Origin of the sequence: Shewanella sp. SM32 (assembly GCF_025654235.1) — a bacterium.
Lineage (GTDB): Bacteria > Pseudomonadota > Gammaproteobacteria > Enterobacterales > Shewanellaceae > Shewanella > Shewanella oncorhynchi.
Genome location: NZ_JAKKRO010000037.1, coordinates 1 through 16,456, shown reverse-complemented (window position 1 = coordinate 16,456; position 16,456 = coordinate 1). Strand labels below are relative to the sequence as shown.

Annotated in this window: 16 protein-coding genes; all 16 read left to right on the top strand. The window is 45.2% G+C overall.

Going from position 1 to position 16,456, the window contains the following annotated elements:
• Nucleotides 1-17: 17 nt before the first annotated feature.
• A complete protein-coding gene (locus tag L5M10_RS14990) occupies nt 18-1,031 on the top strand; it encodes a FimV/HubP family polar landmark protein (RefSeq protein ID WP_263186527.1) in 1,014 nt (337 codons plus the stop codon).
• Between the two features lie 181 nt (nt 1,032-1,212).
• The gene (gene rpmE / locus L5M10_RS14985) at nt 1,213-1,425 is read left to right on the top strand and encodes a 50S ribosomal protein L31 (RefSeq protein WP_063883331.1); all 213 of its coding nucleotides are present in this window, start codon (nt 1,213-1,215) and stop codon (nt 1,423-1,425) included.
• Nucleotides 1,426-1,947: 522 nt separating this feature from the next.
• The gene (locus L5M10_RS14980) at nt 1,948-3,192 is read left to right on the top strand and encodes a malic enzyme-like NAD(P)-binding protein (RefSeq protein WP_168825695.1); all 1,245 of its coding nucleotides are present in this window, start codon (nt 1,948-1,950) and stop codon (nt 3,190-3,192) included.
• A gap of 186 nt (nt 3,193-3,378) precedes the next feature.
• Nucleotides 3,379-5,322 carry an RNase E specificity factor CsrD gene (gene csrD, locus L5M10_RS14975; protein WP_263255495.1) on the top strand — a complete coding sequence of 648 codons (1,944 nt, stop codon included), beginning with the start codon at nt 3,379-3,381 and terminating at the stop codon, nt 5,320-5,322.
• Between the two features lie 245 nt (nt 5,323-5,567).
• On the top strand, nt 5,568-6,446 hold the full coding sequence (locus L5M10_RS14970; protein WP_263142551.1) for an MSHA biogenesis protein MshI: 879 nt from the start codon (nt 5,568-5,570) through the stop codon (nt 6,444-6,446).
• Nucleotides 6,443-7,045: a fimbrial assembly protein gene (locus L5M10_RS14965; protein ID WP_263196575.1), complete on the top strand. Its 603-nt coding sequence runs from the start codon at nt 6,443-6,445 to the stop codon at nt 7,043-7,045. Before L5M10_RS14970 ends, L5M10_RS14965 begins: the two co-directional genes overlap by 4 nt.
• Nucleotides 7,042-7,692, top strand: coding sequence for an MSHA biogenesis protein MshJ (locus L5M10_RS14960; RefSeq protein ID WP_131523452.1), 651 nt, complete (start codon nt 7,042-7,044; stop codon nt 7,690-7,692). The genes L5M10_RS14965 and L5M10_RS14960 overlap by 4 nt, the downstream gene beginning before the upstream one ends.
• Nucleotides 7,679-7,999 (top strand): MSHA biogenesis protein MshK, encoded by a 321-nt coding sequence (locus tag L5M10_RS14955; RefSeq protein ID WP_263255494.1) that lies wholly within the window; start codon nt 7,679-7,681, stop codon nt 7,997-7,999. The genes L5M10_RS14960 and L5M10_RS14955 overlap by 14 nt, the downstream gene beginning before the upstream one ends.
• A gap of 14 nt (nt 8,000-8,013) precedes the next feature.
• Nucleotides 8,014-9,696, top strand: coding sequence for a pilus (MSHA type) biogenesis protein MshL (gene mshL / locus L5M10_RS14950; RefSeq protein ID WP_263164324.1), 1,683 nt, complete (start codon nt 8,014-8,016; stop codon nt 9,694-9,696).
• Nucleotides 9,697-9,702: 6 nt separating this feature from the next.
• Nucleotides 9,703-10,611: an ExeA family protein gene (locus L5M10_RS14945; protein WP_263164325.1), complete on the top strand. Its 909-nt coding sequence runs from the start codon at nt 9,703-9,705 to the stop codon at nt 10,609-10,611.
• Nucleotides 10,608-11,897, top strand: coding sequence for a tetratricopeptide repeat protein (locus L5M10_RS14940; RefSeq protein WP_263255493.1), 1,290 nt, complete (start codon nt 10,608-10,610; stop codon nt 11,895-11,897). Before L5M10_RS14945 ends, L5M10_RS14940 begins: the two co-directional genes overlap by 4 nt.
• Nucleotides 11,894-13,654: a GspE/PulE family protein gene (locus L5M10_RS14935; RefSeq protein ID WP_263255492.1), complete on the top strand. Its 1,761-nt coding sequence runs from the start codon at nt 11,894-11,896 to the stop codon at nt 13,652-13,654. Before L5M10_RS14940 ends, L5M10_RS14935 begins: the two co-directional genes overlap by 4 nt.
• Before the next feature lie 2 nt (nt 13,655-13,656).
• The gene (locus L5M10_RS14930; RefSeq protein WP_126491075.1) at nt 13,657-14,877 is read left to right on the top strand and encodes a type II secretion system F family protein; all 1,221 of its coding nucleotides are present in this window, start codon (nt 13,657-13,659) and stop codon (nt 14,875-14,877) included.
• Nucleotides 14,878-14,927: 50 nt separating this feature from the next.
• Nucleotides 14,928-15,422: an MSHA biogenesis protein MshF gene (locus tag L5M10_RS14925; RefSeq protein ID WP_263255491.1), complete on the top strand. Its 495-nt coding sequence runs from the start codon at nt 14,928-14,930 to the stop codon at nt 15,420-15,422.
• Between the two features lie 76 nt (nt 15,423-15,498).
• Nucleotides 15,499-16,116 carry a prepilin-type N-terminal cleavage/methylation domain-containing protein gene (locus L5M10_RS14920; protein ID WP_105251278.1) on the top strand — a complete coding sequence of 206 codons (618 nt, stop codon included), beginning with the start codon at nt 15,499-15,501 and terminating at the stop codon, nt 16,114-16,116.
• A gap of 196 nt (nt 16,117-16,312) precedes the next feature.
• On the top strand, nt 16,313-16,456 hold a 144-nt coding region (locus tag L5M10_RS14915), incomplete at its 3' end, for a helix-turn-helix domain-containing protein (protein WP_263179145.1).

The following is a 16,456-nucleotide window of genomic DNA, read 5'->3' as shown; positions in this document are numbered from 1 at the left end:
TAGTTGAGAGTAAATAAATGGCTAATATAGTGAAATCATTAGGTCTACTTGCTTTGGTGTGCAGCGCACCTTGCATGGCACAAGTCTCCCATGTGAGTATTAATAGCCGGATGTTTGAATTAGGCGCTTACCCTAAACTCAGGGTGAATGTGATCGCAGACAATCAAGATATGTCGCGCTTAGAGTTTGTCGTGCAGCAAGCTAGCGGCGAAGAAAGGTTAATGGTTGAGGAGATTAATCGCTTTTTAGTTTTACTCACTGGCGTTGAAGATGTGAAGGATAGCAGCGCTAAACTCTTAGTGAGAGAGTATCGCCTTGACCGATGGTATGACGTCAAAAGTATTAATTTATTCGGCGCGGCTAAACCTGCCTCTGCCACGTTAACGACAAAAGCGGTTCCGGACACTAAAAATACCACCACAGCGGGCGCCCCAAAAAGTGCGGATAAAGTGGGCATTAAGCCTGTAACAGTGGTGGCAGAATTAAAGCCACTTGTAGAGGTAACGCCCGCAGTGACTGTTGCTACTGCTGCAAATACCCAATCCAAAGTACCAACGGTAGAAGTGGTGACTGGCTTTAAATTTCCTGAAGCCGCGAATAAACAAAATACGTCTGCTACTGAGATAAACGCCTTCGCTAAAACCTCTGAGACGATTGCTGTTGAAAAAGGGGCTGTTGAAAACGCTGCAACTGAAACTGTGGTTCTAGAAATAGTGAAAACGGCAAATAATGAGCAAAAACAGAATATTGCTGAAACGGCCTCACAGACGCCCGAACATTGCCAGTTAACGTATCTTGCTGGCGAGACGTTGTGGCGTATCGCCAATCGATATGCCAAGGATTGGGATGTGAGTGTATATGGCGCTATGTTGGCGATTTACGAGGCAAATCCTGTGGCTTTCTCGAAGAATAGAATCAATGCACTCAAGAGCAATGCGGTGCTATCTTGTCCTTCGAAAATGATTTTGGATCAGCATTCTGATGCTAAAGAGGCGCGGGCGGTATTTGAGGCTAAAGAAGCGGGAAAATAAGCCGCTTAACTAAAGTCAAAATAGACACAGATTAACCGGCAAACGCTCAGATAATCTACTTGTATCCCTTGTAGGTATGCTGTACCATTCTGCGCCCTAAACATATTGTTATTAACATGCATGTGGTGTCCGACTACGGGTTGGAAGAGCGACATGGCCTTACACTTTTGAGGTAACCCCAATGAAACCAGGTATCCACCCAACATACGCTATCATCACTGCAAACTGTACTTGTGGTAACGTTATCAAAGTAAACTCTACTGCTGGTAAAGATCTGCATTTAGACGTATGTGGTGCTTGTCACCCATTCTACACTGGTACACAAAAAGTTGTTGATACCGGCGGTCGTATCGACAAATTCAACAAGCGCTTCGCAGTGCTTGCAAAGAAATAATTGCGATTGCAATGTTTCTAGAAAAGGCGCCTATGGCGCCTTTTTGCTTTTTGTTATTCGTCGATTTTCTTTATTCCGCTTATTCTACATATCTAGCTGGTACGACTTCACTCAATAAATAGTCAACTTATTCTGTATTGAGAGTTCAAGTGTATAATTCGACTTATTTATAGCAATTAACTATAAGATAAATATGCTAGCCGCCATATATTGTAATTTAACCAACATTTTTGAGATTAAGTCGCTACAACTAGCGCAGTAACTACAAAATATATGTTTGTTTCCTACAAAACATATTAAGAAATGCAGCTTTATTATAGGAGATAAGTTTATAAAACTAAGCTTAGAGGGTCTATTTGGCGGCTAAAGTGAAATTTATGAATCTCTTATTTATAAATTCCCCTTATTGGCGTATCTTACCCCGACCAGCCAGACTATTAACATCACCCTTTGGTGAGACTAGATGTGTGTTGGTAGGTCTTACTCTCATAAATTATAAATGTCGCATTTCAGGATTTTAAAATGTCAGATATTCGTCAACAAGCACTCGATTATCATGAATTTCCCATACCAGGCAAAACCGCAGTTTGCCTTACCAAACCCGCCGAAACGAGTCACGATCTCGCCCTAGCTTATAGCCCTGGTGTGGCTGAGCCAGTACGCGAAATCGCTGCAGATCCTGACAATGCGTATCGTTATACCAATAAAGGTAATACGGTTGCCGTGATTACCAATGGTACGGCTATCTTAGGTTTAGGCAATTTGGGCCCTTTGGCTTCTAAACCGGTAATGGAAGGTAAAGCATTATTGTTCAAGCATTTTGCGAATATCGATTCGACAGATATTGAGATTACGCATAATACGCCTGAGGAATTTATCAATACTGTTGCTGCGATTGCTGACACTTTTGGTGGTATCAATCTTGAAGATATTAAAGCGCCCGAATGCTTTGTTATCGAACGTGAATTGATTGCTCGTTGTAAAGTGCCAGTATTCCATGACGATCAACACGGCACCGCAATCGTGACTGCGGCGGGTATGATCAATGCGCTGGAAATTCAAGGAAAGTTGATAAGCGACGCGACTTTTGTGTGTATGGGCGCGGGTGCTGCTGCCATCGCTTGTATGACTATGCTGGTAAAATGCGGTGCGAATCGCGCCAACATTTACATGCTAGACACTAAGGGTGTTATTCATTCTGGTCGTACAGATCTTAATGAATATAAAGCACTCTTTGCGAATGATACCGAAAAACGCACGCTTCTTGATGTTATTAAAGGTGCAGACGTATTTTTAGGTCTATCAGGTCCTGACGTCATTGGTGCAGAAGAAGTCGCGCTGATGGCCGATAAGCCAGTGATTTTTGCATGTTCTAACCCAGATCCTGAAATCAAACCTGCACTTGCTCATGCAACGCGTAGTGATTTGATCATGGGTACGGGTCGTAGCGACTATCCAAACCAAGTGAATAACGTATTGTGTTTCCCGTTTATTTTCCGTGGTGCATTGGATGTGCGTGCGTCTTGCATTAATGATGAGATGAAAATTGCGGCAGTTCATGCAATTGCTGCACTGGCGAAAGAGCCTGTGCCTGCGAGTGTATTGAAGGCTTATCCTAATGTGACGTCGTTGAGTTTTGGCCCTGAATACGTGCTGCCAAAACCTATGGACCCACGTTTATTGCCAAATGTCGCCCGTGCGGTTGCACAAGCGGCTATCGACTCTGGTGTGGCTGCTATCACCACTTTACCTAAATACGCCGACTAGGCTAAAAGTGGTAAAAACATTAAAAAGAGGCTAATTAGCCTCTTTTTTGTTTTTAAGTGGACATTAAAGTCACAGCGTCTTAGTTGCCTTTTAGGTTATGCTACTGAATAATCAACGGACAACTTTTGTTGAACTTCTGTTAAAATCGCACAAATAATTATAATAATCCTGCAGGATAGCGGATAGATGAAATTCACCCGAATGTTAACTACAAAATTAACCAGCTTTTGGTTAATGTCATTAGCCGCTATCGCCTTCGTATTTTTGCTGAGCGCTATGATGAGTTTCGTGCAACTGACCTATAAATTTCAGCAGCAAAAAGTCGCTGAACTCGAAACTATGTTAGTGGATCAGTTCCAACACCAACCTGATTGGGAGCTAGAGGCCTGGCTACCGCCCATGCTGCTTGCTTACAATGCCGTTAATTTTCGGTTGACCTTGAAAGATGAAGTATTATTTGCCTATGAAGGCAATCTGACTACGCAAAATGCCATGGTGTATGACCATGTGCTAGAGCCGACATCTGGCTTGCGTATGCAGTTAACCTTGACTCAGCCCTTTGAACATTACACTTTCAGTTGGTATGAAATTCTGATTTTGTTGGTCGGTATCTTAGCCGTGGCTGCCTTAGTGCGTTTTGGTTATTTATGGTTTTCACAGCAGCTCGATGGCATTGAAGAATTAGCCTTACGCAGTCGATTGATTCTGCAAGGTAAGCATGAGCAAGCACTCGCTACCCCCGGAAATGGTAAACCAAGGCTGATTAACCGTGCTTTGACTAAGTTGTTAGAAGAGTTACAAGACGCCCAAAAGGAGCGGGGGCGTTTCGACAAATTCATCCGTTCTAATACCTTTCTCGATGCGGAAACTCGCATTGGTAACCGACTCTTTTTGAATAATCGTCTCGACGCCCTTAGTCATAATCAGGCTATGCTTGCCCACGGGGTAATCTATTTATTAGAAATGGATGATCTGGATTTATTGCAGCAATCCCAAGGTGAAGCCGTGACGAAAGAGCTATTAAACTCGACAGTTAATGCGATAAGTCAATTGCTGCAAACTCAAGCTAATAGTATTTTTGCCCGTCGCTCCCATAATCAATTTGCCATAGTCGTGCCGCAAATCTCCTTAATTGAAGCGGATCAATTTGCCAGCAAATTACTCAAGATATGTCTAAGCCAGCCTTTGCCTGATGTTGAGAATCGCGATAACTTTTTCCACCTCGGATGCGCTTATTTTACCGCAGGCGATAATGCGGCTCAGTTAATTGAAGAAGCCGATATGGCTTTAAGGGCGGCACAATTACAGGGTAATAGTAATTGGTTTATGTATGACAAAGGCGCGATTGATGAAGAATTTGCCAAAGGCTCAGTGCGTTGGCGTAGTTTTTTAGAAAATGCGTTAGTGCAAAGGCGATTCTTCCCCTTTAGCCAGCCGATAATTGATTCAGATGGTAATGAACACCATAAAGAGATATTTACGCGGGCTCGGGATAATCAGGGGGCGTTAATCCGTGCCACACTGTTTATTCCAATGGCGAATAAATGTGGCTTAATGCCACAGGTTGAACGGCAAATTATTGAGCGGGTATTGTTATTATTGTCGAATGAATTAGCAGACGGCGAATCGAATGCTCAAACAGTTAAGAAATCAGCGCCGCAGATATACAGTATTAATCTGAGTTTGGATTCGCTAATGAGCCGAGCCTTCACTCAATGGCTAAAAACGACGCTATTAGAATATCGCCATCTCACCACGCGACTGATTTTCGAAGTGTCTGAAGATATCGTTATTCAACATCAAGAAAAGTTGCAGCCTAAATTAGATATGATCCGTAAAATGGGCGCGAGATTATGCGTCGATCATGTGGGTCAGCAGGTTGTCGGTACTTATTACATTCGCGAATGCCATTTTGATTTAATTAAGTTACACAGATCCATCGTGCGTCATATTCATTTACGACCAGAAAACCAATTATTTATCCGCAGTTTGATTGGCGGTTTATATCGAACGGAAGTACAAGTCTGCGCCGAAGGGGTAGAAGTCTTTGAAGAGTGGCAGACACTGCAAATCCTCGGTGTTGGCGCAGCGCAGGGAATGTATTTCAGTGAACCCATAGAGGCTAAGTAAGGGAAGTTCAGTGTTTGGGTGATTAATATCGTCTTAGAGACAAATAGATCCTATTATTCACGTATTTATCTATAAAATACGAGCGTTTGCGGCTAAACTAGCCAGTGCCAAAAATATGACGTTTGCGGTTTTTATTCTGTATCGAGCAGGTCATAGGTCAAGGAGCACTGGAGAGTGGAGTGACAGGAAGTTTGTGCGAAAGAGACTACTCAAGCTTTTAAATTCAGTTGGTTATAGGCATCTTTATGGAAAAAAGTCTTATAGGTCGATTAGCCTTTTGGCAGAAGAGAACAGAACCGACTAGCCTTGGTGTCTATGTCTGCGCCGATAAATTATGGGTTTACGCACCTGCCCAAAAAGAAAATGCTGAGCAGTGGTTACCCTTTGAGCTGAAAGATGAGCACTGGTCATTGGCGTTTGCTGCTGTGGCTAAATCCTTTCCTAATGCACAGTTACAGCTGATTTTGGCTTCCGGCCTTTATCAATTACTGCTGACCGATAAACCGAATGTCGATACTGTCGAGTTATCCCAAGCTTTGCTGTGGTCAATTAAAGACATGGTCACGCTACCTGTACCGCAAATCCATTTGGATTACTTTGAGTCACCCATTCCGAGTAATAAAATCAATGTTGTGGTGGTGGATAAAGCTAAGTTAGTGAGCATGGTGCAGGCCATTCATGAACAAGATTTACAACTTTTCGGTATTAGTATCGAAGAGTTAGCCGTAACTAACCTATTTAATGATGACAACCAAGCGCGTCTGGTAGTAAGCCATAATCCCGGTCAAGAATTGCTACTGACTGTGGTTAAGCAAGGTCAGCTGTATATGCAGCGTCGCGTGCGCGGATTTACTCAATTGGATAAGACTCAAGCGGATGAGTTAAGTTATGGCATGGCAGACAATTTAAGCTTAGAAATTCAGCGTTCTATGGATTATTTTGAAAGTCAATTGAGACAGGCTCCGGTATCTTCTATCGAACTCCTCGCCGATGGTGCCGTGGATGCTTTAGCTAAGTTAGTCTCGGCAAACTTCAATCAAGCTGTGAATGTCATTGATAAAAGCTGTGTTGGCGCGCGAATGGCGGGATTAGCCTTTGCTGAATTTTATCGAGGTACTGAGTGATTAAATACCGAGTCAATCTTTACACTCCTTCATTATTACCCCCGAAGCAAAGATTAACCTTTGCGCGTTTAAGTGCTTACGCCTTGGTTTTTGCGATCTTATTTGCGGTTTTAGGTGGTTATAGCTACTGGCAAGTCAGTGAGTTACAACAGGCCCAGCAGTTGGCTGCCCAACAAAAGCAGCAATTCGATACCCAAAAACAGGCATTAGAAGCACAAATTGCTGCGCGTAAACCCGATGCCGATCTTGTTGCGCGAGTCGATTTAGCGGCACAACAGTTAGAGCTTAAGCAATTACTCATGGGAGAATTGAGTCTTAGGACTTCTTTAACCAGTCGTGGGTTTGCGCCAGTTCTTAAAGATTTAGCCATCGTGTCGGATGCGAGTGTTTGGCTTAGTCATATCGTTATTAATGAGCAAGATTTTATGTTCGAAGGTTTTGCCGACCATCCTCAAAGCATTCCGCAGTGGATTGGCAAACTCAAAACTACGCAGACTTTAAAGGGGCAAGCTTTCTCGTCGATGAGCATGGATCGCGGTGAAGATAAACCTTTGGCCTTTACCTTGAAAAGCGATAACAAGGAGGAAGCCGCGCAATGAAGCAAAAGTTAGCCCAATTAGGACAACAGTTTGATGCGCTAAGTCGCCGTGAGCGAGTGTTGATCTCAGTCGCCATTCTAGCCGTGGTCGGCATGCTGAGTTATTTACCTTTAGAGTCCCTGTGGAAAACCCATGTGGCTGTTTCACAACAGCTAAAAGCCTTAGAGCAGGAAAACGCGATTTCGGCTCAGCAGATTGACTTGTATCAGCAACGTTTAGCGTTAGATCCCAATCAAGATTACCAACAGCGTTTAGTGCTGTTGCAGCAACAGAATCAAGCCCTAGATGCCCAGCTCGATGAGCAGATGGTGGATATGGTGCCGGCAGACTATATGCCGCAGTTGCTGGGTAATTTACTAGGACAAGTGCAAGGGATTAAATTAATTAAGTTTATGTCGATAGCGCCCATCCCTTTATTACCTGTGGGTGAAGAGAAAAAACTCAATCTATATAGTCATGGTATTCGTTTGAGTCTAGAGGGTGATTATTTTTCTGTGTTGCGCTTTGTGGAAGCCGTTGAGGCCATGCCAGATAAACTTTATTGGAAGCGTCTCGACTATAAAGTTGCGGAATATCCAAAAGCGACCGTTGAGATTGAACTTTATACCTTGAGTATTAATAAGGACTTTATCAGTGTTTCTAAATAAGTCTTATATTATCAGTGTGTTGTTATTGGTTAGTAGCACTATGGTGTCTGCTGAATCGCTGCGCGATCCGACTTTGCCCGGTAAAGGCTTTGCTGTGCAGAGTAATGCGAGTCAAACGCAGGATCAGGCGCTTGTACTTAACAGCATAGTAAGCTCAGGAAACACGGCTTATGCTGTGATAAATAACAAGATATTGTCTGTTGGCGACAGCGTTCAGGGGCTGAGTATCGTTAAAATTACCCCCACTTATGTATCGCTGTCCGATGGACGGAAATTGACATTGTTTCAAGCAATAACAGAGAGATAGGGAATACACCTCAGATGAAAGCGATTAAATACTTTACACCTCTGCTCTCACTTTGCCTTGTGGCGTGTCAGACCACAAATAGGCCACAGCCGGAGGCGAGTAAGGCGGAATTAGCGGCCTCAATGGCGACGGCAACGGCATCAACGACGCCACCGCCTGCGACTATGCCGGACGCGGTTCAGCGGGAATTGAATTCAGGCGCATTGCTATCAGGTTTGACCCCCACATTGGAAACTGAGCGTCGTTTCGATGTATCAGCCCACGATGTTGATGCTAAAGTATTTTTTCCAAGCTTAGTTCAAGGTACACCACTGAGTGTCGCCGTACATCCTGACGTGCAAGGTACGATCTCATTATCCCTTAAAGGTGTGACGTTAACTGAAGCAATTCAAGTGGTTGAAGATATCTACGGCTACGAAGTGAGTCGCGAAGGGCGCATCCTAAGAGTGTTTCCTGCTGGGATGCGTACCGAGACGTTTCCGCTGAACTATCTCTATATGGAACGCGATGGCTTATCTGTGACGTCAGTGAGTTCAGGACGGATTTCGGATAGCAATAATTCCAATAGTAATTCGAACAATAACAATTCAAACAATAGCGGCTCGAATAATAACAATAATTCGAACAGCAGTAATGGCAATAACTCGAGCAGTAATAGCGGTAGCGATAGTAGCAACGGTACTTTTATCCGTTCGCGTACTAAGACAGATTTTTGGGGGGACTTGAAAGAGACATTATCCTCGATAATCGGCGAAACAGGTGGCGGTCGTCAGGTTGTTGTTACGCCGCAGGCGGGTTTAGTGACCATTCGTGCTTTTCCTAGTGAATTACGTCAAGTGCGTACTTTCTTAAATTCCGCAGAAAGTCATTTGCAGCGCCAAGTGATTTTAGAAGCGAAGATCCTCGAAGTCACCTTATCCGATGGTTATCAGCAAGGTATCCAATGGGATAATGTTCTGGGACATGTTGGCAATACGAATGTGAATTTTGGAACATCAGCGGGCCCTGGTTTAAACGATAAAATCACCTCGGCGATTGGTGGTGTGACCTCGCTGAGTATTAAAGGTTCTGACTTTACGACCATGATCAATCTGTTAGATACCCAAGGCGATGTGGATGTATTGTCTAGCCCAAGGGTGACTGCATCGAATAACCAAAAAGCGGTGATCAAAGTCGGTACTGATGAGTACTTTGTCACCGACGTTTCATCGACCACAGTTGCGGGTACAACGCCTGTGACCACTCCACAAGTCGAGCTTACGCCATTTTTCTCGGGCATTGCCTTAGACGTTACGCCGCAAATTGATAGTGACGGTAATGTGTTATTGCACGTGCATCCATCCGTTATCGATGTGAAAGAGCAGACTAAAGACATCAAAGTGAGTGACGCTTCGTTGGAGCTACCGTTAGCGCAGAGTGAAATTCGTGAGTCTGATACTGTCATCCGCGCCGCCTCCGGTGACGTAGTCATCATCGGTGGCTTGATGAAGAGTGAAAACATTGAAGTGGTATCGCAAGTGCCTTTGTTGGGTGATATTCCTTTCCTCGGTGAATTGTTTAAAAACCGTAGTAAGCAGAAGAAGAAAACCGAGCTTATTATTCTGTTAAAACCTACGGTAGTTGGTGTTGATACCTGGAAAACTGAGCTACAACGTTCTAAGACCTTATTAGATCGTTGGTATCCGGAGACAAAGTAAGCTTCTATGTATCAGAAGCATTTTGGCCTAAGCCAACCTCCATTTTCACTGACACCGAATACCGGATTTTTTTTCGGCCTGTCGCCACACGTGGAAGCCTTGCAAGTGTTGCAAACCGCGCTGCAAACGGGCGAAGGCTTTATCAAGGTGACAGGGGAAGTGGGGACAGGTAAAACGTTGATTTGCCGCAAGCTTATCAACGAATTGCCGAGTCAGTTTCATTGCGCATATTTGCCTAATCCTTATCTCACTCCAGCTGAATTACGCTGGGCGGTAGCGAGTGAGTTGGGCCTTAAATACACCAGCAATATCGACCAGCAGCAACTCACTGGACTTATTCAACAGCAGCTTTTAGCCTTGAGCGCCCACGGGCACGCCATCGTATTGGTACTCGATGAAGCGCAGGCATTGCCTGACGACAGTCTTGAGGCGCTGCGGTTATTCACTAATCTGGAAACCGAGACACGCAAATTATTACAGGTAGTGTTATTTGGGCAACCCGAGCTCGATGACAGGCTTAAACGCCAAGAATTTAGGCAATTAAGACAGCGGATTACTTTTAGCTACAACCTTCGCCCACTAACATGGGATGAAACCGACGCTTATATTCGCCACCGATTAGCTATCGCTGGGCGTGCGGGCGAACCACTCTTTACATCACGGGAAACACGTCAGATAGCTTATGCGTCCCGAGGGATCCCCAGATTGATCAATATTCTTGCCCATAAAGCCTTGTTATTGAGTTTCGGCGAAGGCGCTACTCGTGTGCAAACCTCCCACATTAAAGCCGCAATTCAAGACACCGAAGATGCAAGTGTTCGCCGATTATTATCGTGGAAATGGTTGCCTTTTTTCACTTTGATGACAGTGGCTTTCGGTTTGGGATTACAACACTTTTTCAGGGGTGTTGTATGAGCGTGATCAACAAGATGCTGCAGGATCTCGACAAGCGTCAGCAGGGGCATGAGCTCAGCAACGTGGCTCAGCCACAGGTGCAATATTTAGCTCGCAGGCGGGCTCCGTTTAACGGGCTGCTGCTCTGTGGTGTGTCATTGCTATTCGGTGGCGCTCTGGTTTATGGCTGGCAACTTTTCATGGCAAAGCCTGCTGAAGCGATTATTTCGGCTCAAACAAATGGGCAAAATGAATCTACTCAGACTCAAATCGAGCCTGTGCAGTCTCCAGTAAGCGTCGAAGTCGTCGAAGAACCGCTTAAAGTTGCGACTATGCAGGAGTTTACGACTAAGAATGAAGAGCTTGAACCCAGTGTCGACGACGTTGTACTTAATCAGCCGCAAGAATTTGAATCAGAAAACGAGGTTGAGCAAGAGTCACAACGGCAACAAGATGAGAGCTCAGCACTCGCAGATGACCTAGTCGATACGGTAAGCGAGCCAAGCCATTCACAGTCAAATCGTGTGACATCGAGTGTGCGAAGCGCCGAGGTCACTGCTGCCGCACCCTCTGCATTAATGATGTCAGAACGTGCCAGTGTTGCCGCCGATAATGAACTTAACGCGAGCAATGAGCTTAAAGTACAAGAAGTTAAAGCTGATGCAGGCACTAATCGACTCACGCCCCAACAGCAAGGGCAAATGGCGATTACTGAGGTGAAGTTGACCCCAAAGCAGCTGGCGCAGAAGCGGTTCACATTAGCGAGTGAGGCTGAAAGGGATGGCAAACTCAAAGATGCCATTAGTTATTATGAGCAAACATTAGGCTTTGATCCCAGTATGCATGAAGCGCGCAAGCAGTTAGCTGCGCTGCATTATGGGCAAGGTCAATTAGCCAAAGCCAGTGAAGTGTTACTGCAAGGCATGCTGTTATTCCCACAGCAGTTAGACTTTGCCTTATTGCTTGCTCGGGTTCAGCAAGCCTCTGGTCAGGCTGATCTCGCATTAGTGACGTTAGCCAACATACCTGACACGCATCCACTGGCGAGACAAAAGTGGATGGCACAATCGGATTTGGCGCAAAAGTTAGGACAGTTTTCGTTGTCAGAACAAGCCTATAGACAATTATTACAACAAGAACCTCAACAGGCTAAATGGTGGATGGGGCTGGCCTATGCGCTCGATTCGCAGCAGCAATTTCCCCAAGCACGCCAAGCCTATCGGACGGCTTTAGGCCATAGAGGCTTATCGGCGCAGGCGAGTGCCTTTATCGAACAACGTTTGACTCAGCTAGGAGATAGCCAATGAAACCCAGATTAAAAATGCGTTTGGGCGATCTGTTAGTTCAGGAAACCATTATTACTGAAGCGCAGTTGCAACAGGCGTTGGCAGAGCAGCGCAATACGGGCAAAAAACTGGGCCGAACCCTCATTGATCTGCAATCGATTACCGAACATCAGTTACTGCAGTTCTTGTCGCAACAATTGAATGTGCCTTTGCTGGATATCAGTAAAATGCCTATCCCTGCGGAAGTGGTGCATCTTATTCCTGAGGTGCAAGCACGACGTTTCCGCGCTTTAGCGGTTGAAGACCGGGGCGATAGCGTATTGGTTGCAATGAGCGACCCCGCGGATTTGCAGGCGCTCGATCACCTCGAAATGCTTATCGCACCTAAGCGTTTGAAGTTAGCGGTAGCGCCCGAGCAGCAACTGCTGCAAGCGTTTGATAACTTATATCGCCGTACAGACCAAATTGCTCAGATTGCCGGTAAACTCGAAGAAGAATACGCCGCCGATGAGATGTTCGATTTAGCCAGCCTCACGTCGGGCGACAGTGACAATGAAACCACAGTGGTTAAGTTGCTGCAGTCGATTTTTGAAGATGCGGTGCAAATGCGCGCCTCGGATATCCATATCGAACCCGGTGATAAAGCCTTACGTATTCGCCAGCGTATCGATGGTCAGCTACATGAAACGATTCTGAATGAAGTTAATATTGCCGCGGCTTTAGTATTACGACTTAAGTTGATGGCGGGTCTCGATATTTCCGAGAAACGTTTGCCGCAGGATGGTCGTTTCCATATGGAAATCAAAGGTCATCATATCGATGTGCGTATGTCGACTATGCCGATTTACCACGGCGAATCTGTGGTGATGCGTTTGCTCGATCAATCGGCGGGTTTATTGACCTTAAACGAAACCGGTATGCCGCCTGCTATTTTGGCGCGTATTCGTAAACAGATTAAACGTCCCCACGGCATGCTACTGGTCACAGGTCCAACGGGTAGCGGCAAAACGACCACCTTGTACGGTATTTTGAGCGAGCTTAATACCGCCGACCGTAAGATCATCACGGTCGAAGATCCGGTCGAATATCAATTGCCGCGGATCAACCAAGTACAAGTTAACCATAAGATTGGCTTAAACTTTTCAAATGTATTACGCACTACCTTACGTCAAGACCCCGATATCATCATGGTGGGGGAAATGCGTGACCAAGAAACCGTGGAGATTGGTCTTAGGGGCGCATTAACGGGTCACTTTGTGCTATCGACCTTGCATACCAACGATGCGGTCACCAGTGCGCTGCGTTTACTCGATATGGGCGCTGCGAGTTATTTAGTTGCTAGTGCCTTAAGGGTGATTATTGCCCAGCGTTTAGTGCGCCGTGTCTGCCATAACTGTGGGGTAGAGTATCAACCGACACCGCAGGAAAAAGCCTGGCTGAGAAGTGTGAGCCGCAAAGATTTTACCCATGCGAATTTTAGGATTGGCACGGGTTGCCAGAGTTGTAATGGCAGTGGTTATCGCGGGCGGATCGGTATTTTTGAAATCCTCGAGCTAGATGAAAAGATGATCGATGCTATGCGTACTGGTAATCCGCAGGATTTTGCCAGAGCCGCGTTGCAGAGCCCTAACTTCACCCCACTCGCTGAGTCAGCTTTGCAATATCTGAGCGAAGGCATGACGACGATTGAAGAGGTTGCTAAGTTGGTGGAAGACGTAAGTGAATCTCAGATACCTTTGTCGAAGGATATTATTAGCCAACAAGGCGTTGAGGCGTAATTATGCCAATTTATCAATACCGTGGACGCAGTGGTCAAGGTCAATCCGTTACGGGACAATTGGATGCCGCGTCGGAAAGTGCCGCTGCTGACATGCTATTGGCGCGTGGCATTATTCCCCTTGAAGTCAAAGTCGCCAAAGTGGCTAAGTCGTTCTCACTGACTAAGTTATTTGGTGGCAAAGTCGCGTTAGAAGAATTACAGATTTTTACTCGACAAATGTACTCCTTGACCCGTTCTGGCATTCCTATTTTGCGGGCAATAGCAGGCTTATCTGAAACGGCGCATTCCCAGCGAATGAAAGATGCGCTTAATGATATTTCTGAGCAGCTCACCGCAGGGCGCCCCTTGTCATCATCCATGAATCAACATCCCGATGTGTTTGATTCTTTGTTTGTTTCTATGGTGCACGTGGGGGAGAACACGGGTAAGTTAGAAGATGCCTTCATTCAACTTTCAGGTTATATCGAGCGTGAGCAAGAGACGCGGCGACGAATTAAATCGGCCATGCGTTATCCCATGTTTGTATTGATTGCGATTGCGCTCGCTATGGTGATCCTCAATATCATGGTGATCCCTAAGTTTGCCGAGATGTTTTCTCGCTTTGGCGCCGACTTGCCGTGGGCGACAAAAGTGTTGATTGGTACATCAAATCTATTCGTGAATTATTGGGCGCTGATGTTGGTGGCGCTGATTGGTACTATCATTGGCATTCGTTACTGGCACCATACGGAAAAAGGCGAGAAGCAGTGGGATAAGTGGAAGTTACACATTCCCGCCGTAGGGTCGATTATTGAGCGTTCGACGTTAGCCCGTTATTGTCGCAGTTTCTCTATGATGCTCAGTGCGGGCGTACCTATGACGCAGGCCTTAAGTTTAGTGGCCGACGCGGTAGATAATGCCTATATGCACGACAAGATAGTCGGTATGCGCCGTGGCATAGAGTCTGGCGACTCTATGCTGAGGGTATCGAATCAGAGCAAGTTATTTACGCCACTAGTGCTGCAAATGGTGGCTGTGGGCGAAGAAACGGGGCAAATCGATCAATTACTCAATGATGCGGCAGATTTCTATGAGGGCGAAGTAGACTATGATTTAAAGAATCTTACCGCGAAATTGGAGCCAATTTTGATCGGTTTTGTGGCCGTGATTGTCTTAGTGTTGGCCTTGGGGATATATCTGCCAATGTGGGATATGCTCAATGTGGTCAAAGGCGGCAAGTAAGCGATATGGATAATATTTATTTCCTATCTTATACGTGGGACTGAGGTTAAATGCAGACTCAGCAAAAGGCTGAAAGCGATCTATTACGTATCTATGGACGTATGATCGCCATTGGAATTGTATTGGTTATCATGGCGGTGATCGGAGCTAAGTACTTTTTTACGCTACCACAAATAGCGGCTCGTGGATTGGAAGTGGAACACGCTCGTTTTTTAAATGTGCTGGTGATGGTGCGTTCCCAGTGGTTGTCTTTGGGTAAGCCGGCGCAATTGCAGTTGAACTGGGAGATATTTGATAATCCCTCCCCAGAAACTGAGTCGAGTGTTGTCGATATCAATGATTTAGGATGGCCACAACCTAAGCACTTAAATGATCAAGGCTGCCAATATTTGTGGCAAGAGTTAATGGGCGCTGAAACTGATAATTTAGGTCTTGAGGCGGATTATTTGGCTAAGGATAATAGCTGCCACTATCGGTCTAAAAATGGCGATAGTTTAGGCTATCAACTGAACTCTGGCAGGGTCATTTTTTTGACTGCTCCGTAAAATATTGTTAACTCAATGGCTTTTTAAAATTGATTTAACTGTTAGAATAAAATTTCTGAGGTCTGGGGACATATATATGAAAACTAAGCAAACAGGGTTCTCATTAATCGAACTTGTGATTGTGATTGTGATTTTGGGTTTACTCGCCGCAACTGCGATCCCACGATTCTTAAATGTCACCGATGATGCTGAAGATGCCAGTGTTGACGGTGTTGCGGGTGGTTTATCGACTGCAGTCAGCTTTGTGCGTTCTCAATGGGAAGTCGATGGGCGTCAAAATAGCAGCGTTATCCTCGACGGTAACACAGTAAATGTCGATACACGTTTTGGCTATCCAACGGGAACTTCAGTAACCAGTGCGACAGCTATGACAAATGCCAGTTGCCAAGAAGTGTTTAACACTGTGTTGCAGAGTGCTCCACGTAACGTATTATTTAACCAAGATGCACGTAATCAACGTTATACCGCTCGTGTTATTAACGCCGCAGGCGGCAGTGCTAACTCAATTACTGGTGCAGTCGTCGCAGGTTTAGATTTATGTGTTTATCACCAAGTGGCTTCACTGGTGCTAAATCAAACGAATGGTGTACCCACTCCTGCTCCCGATTTAACAACGGTAGGTGCTAAGGGAATAGTGTATAACCCAGGCACTGGCAGAGTATTAAGCTTCACCCAAACACCATTTGTACCATAGACAGTAATTAATAGTTTTATTTTGTTCATGTTTTAAGTAGCTTAGTTTAAAAGTAATAGAGTCTAAAAGTGACTTAACTTAATTAGTACTCACACCAGAATTCAGATAATAACTGCGACACTCTAATCGAGGTGTAGAAGAAGCCAACTGCTGAAAAGTGGTACGCTTTATCTCGCCAAAGTAAAAGAGTATCACCATGAATTATCAACAATTGACCGAAGCAAGACGATACCAGATTTCCGTACTGTTAGAACAGGGCTTTTCGATAGCACACATAGCTAAATGCATTGATTGTCATCGCTCTAGTGTCTATAGGGAAGTTAAACGATGCCAAGGGCAA

Excerpts from the sequence above, each read along its gene's own strand:
- L5M10_RS14925 (WP_263255491.1), top strand. The coding sequence starts at position 14,928 with ATGCAGACTCAGCAAAAGGCTGAAAGCGATCTATTACGTATCTATGGA.
- L5M10_RS14980 (WP_168825695.1), top strand. The coding sequence starts at position 1,948 with ATGTCAGATATTCGTCAACAAGCACTCGATTATCATGAATTTCCCATA.
- L5M10_RS14940 (WP_263255493.1), top strand. The coding sequence starts at position 10,608 with ATGAGCGTGATCAACAAGATGCTGCAGGATCTCGACAAGCGTCAGCAG.
- L5M10_RS14990 (WP_263186527.1), top strand. The coding sequence starts at position 18 with ATGGCTAATATAGTGAAATCATTAGGTCTACTTGCTTTGGTGTGCAGC.
- L5M10_RS14935 (WP_263255492.1), top strand. The coding sequence starts at position 11,894 with ATGAAACCCAGATTAAAAATGCGTTTGGGCGATCTGTTAGTTCAGGAA.
- L5M10_RS14920 (WP_105251278.1), top strand. The coding sequence starts at position 15,499 with ATGAAAACTAAGCAAACAGGGTTCTCATTAATCGAACTTGTGATTGTG.
- L5M10_RS14945 (WP_263164325.1), top strand. The coding sequence starts at position 9,703 with ATGTATCAGAAGCATTTTGGCCTAAGCCAACCTCCATTTTCACTGACA.
- L5M10_RS14960 (WP_131523452.1), top strand. The coding sequence starts at position 7,042 with ATGAAGCAAAAGTTAGCCCAATTAGGACAACAGTTTGATGCGCTAAGT.
- csrD (WP_263255495.1), top strand. The coding sequence starts at position 3,379 with ATGAAATTCACCCGAATGTTAACTACAAAATTAACCAGCTTTTGGTTA.
- mshL (WP_263164324.1), top strand. The coding sequence starts at position 8,014 with ATGAAAGCGATTAAATACTTTACACCTCTGCTCTCACTTTGCCTTGTG.
- rpmE (WP_063883331.1), top strand. The coding sequence starts at position 1,213 with ATGAAACCAGGTATCCACCCAACATACGCTATCATCACTGCAAACTGT.
- L5M10_RS14930 (WP_126491075.1), top strand. The coding sequence starts at position 13,657 with ATGCCAATTTATCAATACCGTGGACGCAGTGGTCAAGGTCAATCCGTT.
- L5M10_RS14970 (WP_263142551.1), top strand. The coding sequence starts at position 5,568 with ATGGAAAAAAGTCTTATAGGTCGATTAGCCTTTTGGCAGAAGAGAACA.